Origin of the sequence: Alcaligenes sp. GCM10023179 (assembly GCF_042653705.1) — a bacterium.
Classification (GTDB): Bacteria; Pseudomonadota; Gammaproteobacteria; order Burkholderiales; family Burkholderiaceae_B; genus Alcaligenes; species Alcaligenes phenolicus.
On record NZ_JBHSIQ010000001.1, the window covers coordinates 1,706,512 to 1,719,297 of the forward strand.

Here is a 12,786-nt window from a genome sequence, read left to right on the forward strand (position 1 = left end):
GGTATGCGTACTTGGTTTTGGACTCTCATCTTATTTATCGCTGCGGTCGCGCTGGCTCTGGTCTTGCGTGAACACGCCGGTAATGTCTATTTGGTCACGCCGCATTATCTGGCACGTGCTTCGCTGACTTACGTGGTCCTGTGCACGCTGGGGCTGTTCATCGTGCTGTACGTACTGCTGCGCCTGTTGGCCTGGTTCAGCGATGGTCCGGAGCGTTTCCGCCTGTGGCGTGGTCGTCGCGCTCAACGCCGTGACCAGGCTTTGCTGGAAACTGGCTGGATCAGCATTCTGGAAGGTCGTTACGAGCAAGCTGAAAAAGACTTGATGAAGCTGATGAGCAAAACCCGCTCGCAGTCCAGCAAAGTCGTGGCAGGTTTGGCAGCAGCGCGTGCTGCGCATTACCAAGGTCAGATTGCTCAACGTGACGAAGCCTTGGCCGCCGCTCGTGCTGCCGCTGGCGATGATGCCCGTTTGAAAGAGGCCAGTGCCGTGGCTTCGGCCGAGCTGTACCTGGATCAGAATCGTACCGAAGAAGCCATCGAGCTGCTGCAGGATTTGCAGGATGCCAGTTCGCGCCACTTGCACGCCACTCGTTTGTTGTTGCGCGCCTATCGCCAGCAAGGTAATGCCGAACGTGTTTACGAGTTGACCCGTTTGCTGGTGCGCCGCAGTGGGATCGAACGTCAAGAGGCACTGAACCACATCGAATTTGCCGCTGCTGCTCGTTTGCGTGTGGGTGGTGCTGAACAGTTCAAGGCCTTATGGTCGGATCTGAAGTCCGAAGAAAAGATCCTGCCCGGCGTCGCGCTGGAAGCTGCCCTGATTCAAGAACATGAAGGCAATTATGAAGAAGCCGGTCGTATCCTGGAGCCTGCGATTGCAGCCAGTTTCGACAGCCGCTTGCTGGAAGCCTACGCCCAGTGCCCACCTGAATATGTGGGCCGCCGCTTGGCCAAGGCCGAAGAGTGGCTGCGCAGTCAGCCCAACAATCCGGTCTTGCTGTCCACCTTGGGCCATCTGTGCCTGACCAGCCAATTGTGGGGGCAGGGTGAGCATTACCTGTTGCGTAGCCTGAAAATCCAGGGCGATCTGCGCAATCATGCTTTGTTGGGTAATCTGTACGACAGCCTGGGTCGCCACGACGAAGCCGTCTCTTACTGGCGCAAGGCCGCCTCCATGGCCGGCACCTTACCGATTCTGGCGGTCAGCACGGCTTTGCCAGCAGCCGATACTCGTCATGACCCTAGCCATACCGATGCAGACAGCCTGCCATCGCAGGATGACGACGATCTGCCGCATTACACCTATGCCGCCAGCGTCGTGGCCGAGGACCTGCCGGATCAGGGCCGTCCATTGCCTGTGGTGGCCGAGCCAGTGCCTCCTGCTGCCACGCCTTCGCAAGACAGCTTGAGCTCCTCTTCGGATCTGGATGATTACTTTGATACGGCTCCCATCCCTGGGGTCGATCTCTCTCAAACTTCGGATCGTCCTCGACGCTCCAACGATTAATTTCTTTTATTTTTAAAGGTTTGCACGAATGAGCCTCGCCCAAGTACCTGCTGGCAAAAAACTGCCCGACGAGATCAACGTAGTCATCGAAATCCCCATGAACTCGGACCCCGTCAAATACGAAGTTGACGAGAACGGCGTGGTTTTTGTGGACCGTTTCATGCTGACCGCCATGCACTACCCCTGCAACTACGGCTACGTTCCGCAAACCATTTCGGACGATGGCGACCCGGTTGACGTGCTGGTGATTGCTCCTTTCCCAATCCAGATCGGTGCCGTGATTCCTTGCCGTCCCATCGGCGTGCTGCATATGGACGACGAAGGCGGTGGCGATGCCAAACTGCTGGCCGTGCCTACCGACAAGCTGTACCCCCTGTACCGCAACGTGAAGTCGCCTGAAGATCTGCAGCCTGAAGAGCTGGAGCGCATCAAGCACTTTTTCGAGCACTACAAAGACATCGAAAAAGGTAAATGGGTCAAGGTCAAGGGCTGGGACGGTATTGAAGCTGCCAAGAAAGAGCTGGTAGACGGTGCCAAGCGCTTTGCTGACGGCCAGGCAAAATGAGTACCGTCATTCCCGCACCCGCCGTTGCGGCCCTGAACGTACAGGGCAGTGAGCAGGTTTTTCCTGTACGCCGCATTTACTGCGTCGGCCGCAATTATGTCGAGCATGCGCAGGAAATGGGTTTTACTGGTCGCGAAGATCCTTTCTTCTTCTGCAAACCGGCAGACTCCATCTTGAATGTGGTGCCCGGCCAAGTCTGCGACATGCCTTATCCCTCCCGCACCCAGGATCTGCATCACGAGATCGAACTCGTCGTGGCTTTGTCCAAGGGTGGGCGTGATCTGACCGTGGAGCAGGCTGCTGAATGTGTGTGGGGATACGCGGTGGGTCTGGACATGACCCGCCGGGATTTGCAGACGCAAGCTAAAAAAGCTGGTCGTCCCTGGGAAGTGGGCAAAGCCTTTGACCACTCCGCGCCGACCGGCCCTCTGGTCCCACGCAGCCGTATTGGCGAGCTGTCCCAAGGTGCTATCACCCTGGACGTCAACGGCGAGCGTCGCCAGACCGGCGATTTGAATCAGCTGATCTGGAATGTGGCTGAATCCATCGCTTACCTGTCGGGCCTGTTCGAGTTGTTCCCAGGCGACATCATTTTCACGGGAACCCCAGCCGGTGTCGGCTCGGTGGAACGTGGCGATGTGATGCACGGGGCGATCGATGGTCTGGGTAGCATAGAGGTGCGTCTGGTCTGATCCAGGTCTGAATAGCTGGTCATGAACCCGTCTGGAGAGCAGTCTCCAGACGGGTTTATTCATTGGGTCTTCTGATGCAAGGCGGGGGCGCGTCGTCATTTGCATGTCTGCCGTCTGACGGTCAGGCGTGTGTAGATGACGGTATATCTTGCCTGTCAGAAGTAATTTATTGATAATTGAGACTTATTCTTATTTGTCTCCCTGCCTGACTCCAGGCTTTCAATGAATACACCCATGTCTGACAAGCTATCCGTGATGACGGTTGAAACGCTCTATTGCCTTCATCATGGCTGGCTGCAGGGCTGGCTGCGCCGTAAGCTGGGCAATAGCAATGATGCCGCTGATATTGCGCAGGACACCTTTGAGCGCATTCTGACAGCACGCACATTTTCCCCAGGTCTTGGCAGTGAACCGCGTGCCTTGCTGACGCATGTCGCGAAAGGCTTGCTGGTCGATCACTGGCGCAGAAAGTCGGTGGAAGAGGCTTATCTGGAAGCCATTGTCCATCTTCCCGCTGTGCATATGCCATCCCCGGAAACCAGACTGATCATCATCGAGGCCTTGATGCGGATAGACGCCATGCTGGCCAGCTTGACGCCGCGCACTCGGGAGGTGTTTTTGCTGGCGCAACTGCATGGCATGACGCTGGCTCAGATTGCCGAGCATATGAAGATGCCCTTGATTACGGTGCGTCGCTACATCCAGAAAGCGCTGGTTGCCTGCGCGGCGGTTGCATAGGGCTAGCATGTCTTCATCCACGGGCACCATCCAGCACGATCTGCTGAAAGAGGCGGCCAACTGGGCCATGACCTTCCAGTACGACACGCCTTCAGACAGCGAGCGTCAGGCTTTCGAACAATGGCGCAGAAAAAGCCCGGCTCATGAAGATGCCTGGACGCGAACACAGGCTGTATTTCATGTTTTCGATCAGTTGCCAGCGGAGATAGGCAAAGAGGTGGTGGAGAAGCTGGATCGTCGCCACAAACGTCGTCACACCTTGCGCATGCTGGGGACGTTGCTGTTTGCTGCGCCCTTGGGGATGCTGGCCGTCAGTCAGGCTCCCTGGCGTCGCTTGACCGCTGATGTGGCCACAGGAACGGGGGAGCGTAAACCTCTGGTTCTGCCTGATGGTTCCCAGCTGGTGCTCAATACGCGCAGCGCCGTGAATATTGCACAAAGCCAGACCGAGCGCCGACTCCATTTGCTGGCTGGCGAGATTCTGATTACGACCCAGCCGGACTCTTTTGCCGTTCCCAGACCTTTTCTGGTCGATACCTCCGCCGGACTGGTGCGTGCCTTGGGGACACGTTTCAGTGTGCGCCAGCTGGATGGTGATACGTTCCGCGTGGCGGTGCTGGAGCATGCCGTCGAGGTTCGGCCTTTGGCGGGGTCGTCTCGTCGCGTATCAGCGGGTGAGCAGGCGGACTTTGATATCAGGGGTGTCAGCACGCCTCGCCCATTACAAAACGCGGATGTGTTTTGGGAGCAGGGCATCTTGTTGGCCAAAGACATGCGGCTTGAGGATGTGCTGGCCGAGCTGGGGCGGTATCGCTCGGGTGTGCTGCGTTGTGATCCGACCTTATCGCAGTTGCGCGTATCGGGGGCCTTGTCCTTGAAGGATACTGATGCCGCCTTGGCCAGCCTGGCGGAGTCTTTGCCATTGCGCATCGTGACTTACTCATCATATTGGGTGGAGCTGGTTCCGCAGCTTTAAAGAGGCGCAACTCCGTGCGTTTGCTCAAGGTTTGAAAAAAATCTTCCATAAAGTGAGCACTTTTTTCGTCTCGTCCGGTGTACCTCTCATGACGCATGACGTCGCAGGTTTTCACCTCCATTGACGAAAGGTTCCTAGCATGGCTTCTCACGCATGTCTGTCCAGACTGGCCCGCAAAACGGCTGACGCGCAGACTTCACACCCCCATCGCACTGTGTTCCGGCTTAGAGCAGATGTTCTCGCTCTGTTTCTCAGTTCCACGCTTTGCGCGTTGACGGCAACCTCCTTGATGGCCAGCTCTCCCGCCCTGGCTGCTGACGTAATGGATACCAGCGCCAAACGAACTTACGCTCTGCCGGCGGGCAAGCTCAGTGACGCTCTGGCCGAGTTTGCCGCGCTTTCTGGTGTACAGCTGGTGTTTGAGCCGCAACAATTGGCGGGCTTGCAAAGCCGCCCCCTGCAAGGGCAGTACAGTGTTCAGGACGGCTTCGCTCGTTTGCTTGCCGACACGACTTATGAAGCGGTCGCTACAAGCGGCGGCCGCTATGTGCTGCGTTCCTTGCCTGAAACGGCCATGTCGTCCTCTGTCGATATCCAGGCGGGTGGCGTCACGCAGCTCAGTCCTGTGATTGTCACCGGTTTGTATCGTGGGGATTTGACGCCGGTGTATGCAGGCGGCAAGGTGGCCACGGGCAGTCGGGTAGGGTTGTTGGGCTACAAGGATTTCATGGAGACGCCGTTCAGCACCATCAGCTATACGGAAGAAGCGGTACGGCAGGCGCAGGATTTGGCGCGGGTAATTGGCTCTACTGACGCTGCGGTGTACGACCTGGGCATGCGTGGCACTGTGCGCGAAGCTTTTGTGATTCGCGGTTTTGACGTGGGTTCGGGCGATATTGCCTTTGGTGGCTTGTACGGTTTACTGCCTTATAACCGTGTCCCTTTGGAGTTAGTGGAACGGGTTGAGGTACTGAAAGGCCCGTCTGCCATGCTCAATGGCATGCCGCCCGGCGGTTCAGTGGGCGGGAGTGTGAACCTGGTCCCCAAACGTGCGACTGAAACGCCGTTGGCGCGTTTAACCGGCATGTTCGTCTCCGATGGCCAATATGGTAGCCATGTCGATGTAGGGCGCCGCTTTGGTGACAAGCAGCAGTTTGGTATTCGTTTCAACGGCTTGTATCAGGATGGAAGTACGGCTACCGATAAGCAGTCGAAACGGGCAACTCTGGCTGCATTGGGGCTGGATTGGCGTACGGATACCGTACGGCTGGCGGCTGACTTTTACGTTAGTAAAGACAATGTGAAAGGTGTCACGCGTGGCATTACGGTGGGTCGCGGATTGGATACGCCCGATGTACCTAAACCAGGGCAGGCTTTGGCACCAGACTGGACATACTCCCGTGCCGAGGACACCGCGTTTGTGCTGCGTGGCGAAGCTGATCTGAGCAAGGATGTGACGGTTTACGGTAACTACGGCCAAGGCAGCACGGATTATGACGGCTTGCTCGGGGTGGTGTTTGCGGTCACCGATCCGCAGGGCCGCTATCGAAACAATTTTGGACAGCAGCGCCAAGTGCTGGATCGCAAGGCAGGTGATGTGGGCATCATGGCCCGCCTGAGCACGGGCAGCGTGCGGCATGAACTGGCCCTGAGCGTTTCATACTATGAGCAAGAAGTGCGTTCCAAAACGGTTGTCGGACTATTGCCCACGGACTGGTACACGAATATCTATGCTCCTACTTGGGGGCCAGCTCCCGCAACAGTCATCGGCAAATCGGACGTGCCCAAAACCGCCTTGTCTCGCCTGAGCAGCGTAGGCATCGCTGACACCCTGTCCTTTGCGGACGATAGCATCATGTTGACACTGGGCATCCGGCATCAAAACGTCCTGAGCGAGTCTTTCCACCCTGTCAGTGGTGTCAGTACGGCGCGCTACAAGGAGTCGGCCACCTCTCCATCGGCGGCCTTGCTGGTCAAGCTCAGCGATGAGGTTTCCGTCTACGGCAACTACATCGAAGGATTGCGCGAGGGGGCGATTGCTCCAGTGGGCACCAATAACGCCGGTGAAATTTTCGCACCGCATAAAACCAGACAACATGAAGTGGGTGTGAAGCTGGATCTGGGTGATTTTGCCGCGACATTGAGTGCCTATCAAATCCGCCTGCCCAACAGCTATATCGACCCCACAAGCAATATCTTCTCCTTCGATGGTGAGCAGCGTAATCGTGGCCTGGAACTGAACTTCTTTGGAGAGCCCGTAGAGGGCTTGCGTCTGATGGGGGGCATTGCCTATCTGGATGCCGAGTTGAGCAAGACAGCCGGTGGTGTCAATCAAGGGCGGTTCGTCATGGCCAGACCCAAGTGGCAAGGCAAGTTGGGTGTGGAGTGGGATGTTCCTGGTGTCACAGGTCTGACGGCAACAGGAAATATGCAGGCGATCCAGGGACAGTATTACAGCAGCGATAACTCGATGCGTGCGGCGGGTAGAACTATCTTTGATGCCGGCTTGCGTTATCAAACTTCCATCAGCGGTCATGCACTGACCTTGCGTGCCGATGTACTGAATATCGCCAACAAAGCCTATTGGTCGGCTGGCGGTAGCGGCAAGCTCTGGCAGGGCGCTCCTCGAACATTCATGTTGTCCGCCAGCATGGATTTCTAATCCAGACGAATTTCACTTATTACCAAGCACGAGGTGGACTATGAATAAATGGCAGCGATATGGATTGCTGGCCTGCGTCAGCGTGACGGCTGCTTGCGCACAATTGGGTGCGGACAAGCGGGCAGCGGTAAGTCCCGCGACCCAGGAGCAAAAAGCGCAGGAAACGATACAGGTGACACGAAAAATGATTGCGCCGCGCTTGTATGAACTCGCTTATTCGGCGCGTCAGCAGGCGGTTTTTGTGGCATCAGCCGGGGGCGCGGATCCTGTCAGTGAGCCTTCCAGAATCTTGCGTCTGAATCCAGCTGATTTGTCGGTGACAGTAGAAATTCCGCTGGAGCGGGGTGGGTTCGGAGTTGCACTGGATGATGCCGCCAACCGTCTGTACGTGGGTAACGCACTGACGGCCTCGGTGACGGTCGTCGATACGGCGCAAAATCGCGTTCTTGGCGTCGTGCAATTGGCCGAGCCCATCCGTTACGACGGCGATAAAACGATCTATCCGCATCTGCTGCGCGAGCTGGTCGTGGATCAGAAGCGGCAACGCCTCTATGCTCCGGGTCTGAGTGCCCAAGGCAGTGTGCTGTATGTCGTCGATACGGCCAATCTGAAACTGGATCAGGTTGTTTCTGGCCTGGGAGCAGGCGCAGCGGGCATTGCTCTGGATAAAGAGGGCAATAGGCTCTATGTGTCCAACTTGCAGGGACAGGTATTTGGCATTGATACAAAGACCTTGACCATCAAAACCCAATGGGAGGTCAAGGCGGATCAATTGCTGAATCTGGCCTATGACCACAAACGCCATCGTCTGCTGGCAAGTGATCTGGGTTCGGAGCGTATGGATACCTTGCGCAAGGAGAAAGCCGGGCTGACGGAGTATGAAAAGCGCGGAACCGGACATAGGATGGTGGCGATTGATGCCAGAAACGGTGCCCTGTTGGCCAGCGTACCGACGGGCAAGGCTCCCATTGCACCGATGCTGGATGAAGGCCGGGACCGTGTTTATGTTTCCAACCGGGATAGCGGCACGGTCAGCGTGCTGGATGCAGAGGACTACACGCTTTTGGCGACGGTGCCTTTGGTGCCGCACCCTAATAGTTTGGCCTTGGATGCAGCTTCGGGAAATGTCTACGTGTCCATCAAGGAAGAGAGCAGAACAGCAAGGGAAGGCGTGGCCCGGTTAGCGCCTCGTTAAGCTTGTTTCAAGAACGCCCGCCATTTGAACTGCACCCCAAATATTGGACAACCATCCAAGCTTTGGGGGCAGATTAGTTGGCGGTTTTTTTTTGTTCGTTTGCCTGATAAAGGAGACAAAGATCTCAGGAGATGATCCTTTTGTTTCAAGGCTTTTTCCTGTTCGGATCAAAACACAATAACAATAATGAGAATCGTTGTTATTATTATGTCCCCTTGATCTATTTACCCCATGCCGTTCTATGTCGCGTTTTTCGTCCTCACGTAAAACTTGGCTCGTGCATTACCACGAGCTGGTTAAGACGTGGACGCGACGTTCATCAAACAGCTGTGATGGGGAAGATGTGGCCCACGATGCTATTGCCGGAATGCTGGAGCAAGACGTAGCCCGAATCAGCAATCCCAGAGCCTATTTGCATCGCAGTGCGGCCAACAGTCTGATACAGCGACAAAAGCGGGAGCAGCCTGCTTTAACGATTCCCTTGCAGGATCTGAGCGAACAGGATCATCCCGTGGTGTCGGGCGCCGAGGAGGCAGCCTATTGCGGGCAGTTGTCGGAAGCCTTGCTGGCGGCCCTGGATGAGCTGCCACCCGTCTGTCAGCGGGTTTTTTCCTGCCACAGGCTGGAAGGCTGGACTGTGCCTGAAATCGCCAGTCATCTGGGTTTGTCTGTCAGTTCGGTAGAAAAGTACCTGACCCGCAGCATGCGTCATTTGCAGCTTAAGTTGCAGCAGTTTTCCTCTTAATATAACGATGCACGCCATGAGCACTTTTCTGTCTTCACCCGCATTGGTACAGGGATTAACCGGCGAGCTATCGTAGCGACTATGAGCTTATCCCATTCACTTCCCATTCCTGATGATCCACACGACGCTGCCGCGTTCTGGTTTGCGCGCGTGCGAGGTGGCCTGATGCAGGAGGGGGATCAGACGCTGCTCAAGCAATGGCGTGAACAGGACCCGCGTCATGCGCAGGCTTATCAGGACATGGAAGCCATGTGGTCGATTGCGCAGGCAACACCGGATGCCGCTTTCAAGGCACGCTTGGCACAAAACACTCGCCTTCGGGCACCGCAATGGGGACGTAGAGCGTTTATCGCAGGGTTGGGAAGTGCCTGTGCGGCGATAGCGGGTGTCGCTGTTCTGGGGCCGCAGCGTTGGCTGGAAAGTGAGCAATATACCCAGCGCTATGTCAGCCGCAAGGGCGAACGGCTTGAGCAGACCTTGCCGGACGGATCGCTGATCAGTCTGAATACCGATAGCGTGGTGCACGTGTCCTTTTATCAGTCCGAGCGCCGCGTCGTGTTGGAAAAAGGGGAGGCTTTTTTCCAGGTGCGCTCCGAGCCAGATCGGCCTTTTAATGTCGATGCCGGCCAGGCCGTGATACGGGTGACGGGCACTCGTTTTAATGTGCGACGCGAGACGGACACGGTTGATGTGGCGGTTGATTCCGGTTCGGTACGTGTAGAGAGCGGACCCTGGTGGAACAGCACCAATTACAACCTCGTAGGGGAGCAGGGTGTGCGTCTGGGCAGCGGTCAACAGGCCTCCGTGCAGTCACGAAATATGGTGCAGGCTTTGGCCTGGCGTCAGGGTCGAGCCATTTTCGATGCTGAGCCACTGGAGCACATCGTAGCCGAGCTCAATCGCTACAAGGAGCCAGGCATTGTGCTGCATAGCCCATCCTTGCGCGGGCTGCGAGTGACCGGTGTTTTCGATGTGAATGATCCCCAGGCTTTTCTGGGCGTCCTGCCCTCATTGGCACCCGTGGTGATTGTCCAAGGACCCGATGGCCGGTTGGGTATTGCGGCTCGTTAGACCACATATTCCTTGAAGGATACAATTGCTTTCAATTTAGGAACGAGAATCGTTACGGAGTTTGCTCCTGATTGACTCTTATGAGGGAAGGGACAGTTTTGCGTCCCTGATTGCCTTTGGCCAAAGGGCTTGTCGCTTTGTGCGTCGCTTTCCTTATAACGAGTACTACGGTGTATCCACAGAACACAAATAAACGATGGCCTCTTTTTGCCTTACGCCCGGTGCAGGGTGTAGGGCTCAGCGTATTGGCACTGGCCTTGTCGTTCAGTCCCTTGGGGCAGGCGATTGCGCAGGACGCGCCTGCGCTGTCAATCTCTATTCCGGCTCAATCCCTGAACCGGGCTTTACTTGAGTTGGGGCAGCAGGCAGACATTCAAATCTATTATTTGCCCGATACCGTCAGTGGCTTTCAGGCAGCGCCAGTCAGGGGGCGCATGACGCCGCAGCAGGCTATGCAAAGCTTGTTGAGGGGGACGGGCGTGCAAGCCAGCTGGAAAGGGCGAACGGTTTCTTTAACCCTAGCAAGCCGTGATGACACTACGCAATTGGCTCCGATCACGGTTATGGCCAATACGAGCCTGGCGACGGAAGGGAGTGGATCCTATGTCACCCCCAGAGTCAGTATCAGCAAGGGTGAGCAGTCCTTGCGGGAGATTCCACAGGCCGTCTCGGTCATCACCCGTCAGCAGCTGGATGATCAGGGTGTGACCGATATTCGGGATGCCTTGAACAAGGCGCCGGGTGTCACTATGGTGGCCAATGATCCCGGTGGTCAGTTCTATTCGCGTGGCTTCTTTATCCAGAGCTATCAGTTTGACGGTGTGCCTTTGGAGCGCCAGTTGTATGCGCGTGGCTCTGCCTTTAATTCAGATACTTCGATTTATGATCGCGTTGAAATCATGCGTGGTCCGCAAGGTCTATTTGAAGGCGCGGGGGATCCTTCAGGGTCGGTGAATATGGTGCGTAAACGTCCCACCAACGAGCGACAGTTTGTATTTACTGGCACAACTGGATCGTGGGACCGCTACGGTGCTCAGGCGGATTTGTCCGGCGCACTGAACGACTCGGCCACTGTCCGCGGACGGGTGGTGTTGAATTATGACAAGCAAGACTCCTTCCGCGATTATGTGGGTTCGGTGGATCGCACGTTTTACGGGGCTCTCGACTTTGATCTGGGGCCGGCCACCACAGTAGGTTTGGGTTATAGCCGCGAGAAACCCTATGGTGTCATCGATTGGTCGGCTTTGCCCAATTATGGTGATGGCTCTATGCCAGACTACCCGCGGCATACGAACTTGAGCGCACCCTGGAACCATACGTCCAAGACTCAGGACACCTGGTTTGCAGATTTTGCGCATCGCTTTAACGAGGACTGGAAATTCAAGGCCAGCTTAGTGCGTGTGCGTGAGTCCAACGATGTGAAGTATCTGCTCCGGACAGGGCGTTTGGGCCCTCCTAATACCTTTCGGGGAGACGCCTACGCCTTTGATATGGTGTCGCGCCAATGGGGTGGCGATGCCTATTTGAACGGACGTACTCGTTTGTTTGACCGGCAGCTGGATGTCACCCTGGGCGCTAATTTTTCTCGTTTGCGCAGCCATGACTTGTGGGGCTGGATGCGAAATGTAGAGAACCTGAATGCGTCGTACCAGCAGCGTGTCACCGCTCCCGAATTGGCCAGTGAAGATATTATTGCTGCCAATCGTATGGATGACGGCTATCGTTCGGACAAGAAAGGCGTGTATGCCACGGCACGCTATCAGCTCGCCGAGCCCTTTTCCGTGTTAGTAGGTGGCCGTCTCTCCTGGTATGAGCAGACCTACCTGTCTGACGGTGTTTGGGGGAAATCCGAAACCAATGCCAAGGAAAACAGCAAGTTCACCCCCTTTATGGGGTTGGTGGTGGATCTGGATAATCAATGGTCCGTCTATGCCAGTTACGCCGATATTTTTCGGCCACAAAGCCAGCGCGACCGCTCCGGTGCTTTTCTGAGTCCTGTCACAGGTCGTAATTACGAGTTGGGCTTGAAAGGCGAGTTGATGGATGGACGCGTCAATACCTTGTTGGCGGTTTTCCGCACTGATCAAAAGGGCGTGGCTTTCGAGGATGGTACGGTGCCTGAGAGCGTGGCCAACTTGAATTGCGGCGGTACGTGCTACCGGCCCTCTGCGCAGGTTCGTAGTCAGGGTTTTGAGGCGGAAATCAACGGTGAAATCTTGCGTGGCTTGCAGGTGGCTGCCTCGTATACCTACACCCAGACGCGTAACCGGGGCAATGATGTCCCGTCTGTGGGTTACGATATTTCCGCTAATACGGGTGTGCCACGTCATATGGCACGAGTCTGGGCCAATTACCGTTTGCCAGGGCAATGGCATAAATGGAGCATGGGCGCGGGATTGAATCTGCAAAGTGCTTCGTCCAGCTTCGGCTACTACGGACGCAAGCAAGGTGGCTATGCCGTCGCGGATGCCCGCGTCGCCTATCAGTTTAGCGATCAGCTCAGTGCTGCCGTCAATATCAATAACTTGTTTGACCGCCATTATTTCCAGTCGATCAGTTATGACCATAATTACTATGGCACCCCACGCACTGTTTATCTGACCGTGCAATATCGAATGTAAGGCAACAAAGCC

General features: G+C 56.0%; 10 protein-coding genes. All 10 read left to right on the top strand.

Annotated elements, in window-relative coordinates:
- Positions 1-3: 3 nt before the first annotated feature.
- Positions 4-1,509 carry a heme biosynthesis HemY N-terminal domain-containing protein gene (locus ACFPDR_RS07670; RefSeq protein ID WP_035272839.1) on the top strand — a complete coding sequence of 502 codons (1,506 nt, stop codon included), beginning with the start codon at positions 4-6 and terminating at the stop codon, positions 1,507-1,509.
- Between the two features lie 28 nt (positions 1,510-1,537).
- Positions 1,538-2,074: an inorganic diphosphatase gene (gene ppa, locus ACFPDR_RS07675; protein ID WP_009462201.1), complete on the top strand. Its 537-nt coding sequence runs from the start codon at positions 1,538-1,540 to the stop codon at positions 2,072-2,074.
- A complete protein-coding gene (locus ACFPDR_RS07680) occupies positions 2,071-2,766 on the top strand; it encodes a fumarylacetoacetate hydrolase family protein (protein ID WP_371476718.1) in 696 nt (231 codons plus the stop codon). The genes ppa and ACFPDR_RS07680 overlap by 4 nt, the downstream gene beginning before the upstream one ends.
- Positions 2,767-3,000: 234 nt before the next feature.
- On the top strand, positions 3,001-3,504 hold the full coding sequence (locus ACFPDR_RS07685) for a sigma-70 family RNA polymerase sigma factor (protein WP_137430273.1): 504 nt from the start codon (positions 3,001-3,003) through the stop codon (positions 3,502-3,504).
- A 7-nt stretch (positions 3,505-3,511) separates the two neighbouring features.
- Positions 3,512-4,480 carry a FecR domain-containing protein gene (locus ACFPDR_RS07690; protein WP_376910957.1) on the top strand — a complete coding sequence of 323 codons (969 nt, stop codon included), beginning with the start codon at positions 3,512-3,514 and terminating at the stop codon, positions 4,478-4,480.
- 289 nt (positions 4,481-4,769) lie between these two features.
- Positions 4,770-7,142: a TonB-dependent receptor gene (locus ACFPDR_RS07695; protein ID WP_240688283.1), complete on the top strand. Its 2,373-nt coding sequence runs from the start codon at positions 4,770-4,772 to the stop codon at positions 7,140-7,142.
- A 40-nt stretch (positions 7,143-7,182) separates the two neighbouring features.
- Positions 7,183-8,337, top strand: a complete 1,155-nt coding sequence (locus tag ACFPDR_RS07700) for a YncE family protein (RefSeq protein ID WP_376910958.1) — start codon at positions 7,183-7,185, stop codon at positions 8,335-8,337.
- Between the two features lie 241 nt (positions 8,338-8,578).
- Positions 8,579-9,082: a sigma-70 family RNA polymerase sigma factor gene (locus ACFPDR_RS07705; protein ID WP_376910959.1), complete on the top strand. Its 504-nt coding sequence runs from the start codon at positions 8,579-8,581 to the stop codon at positions 9,080-9,082.
- A gap of 81 nt (positions 9,083-9,163) precedes the next feature.
- Positions 9,164-10,153 (top strand): FecR family protein, encoded by a 990-nt coding sequence (locus ACFPDR_RS07710; protein ID WP_376910960.1) that lies wholly within the window; start codon positions 9,164-9,166, stop codon positions 10,151-10,153.
- A 257-nt stretch (positions 10,154-10,410) separates the two neighbouring features.
- A complete protein-coding gene (locus ACFPDR_RS07715; protein WP_226348324.1) occupies positions 10,411-12,774 on the top strand; it encodes a TonB-dependent siderophore receptor in 2,364 nt (787 codons plus the stop codon).
- Positions 12,775-12,786 lie beyond the last annotated feature (12 nt).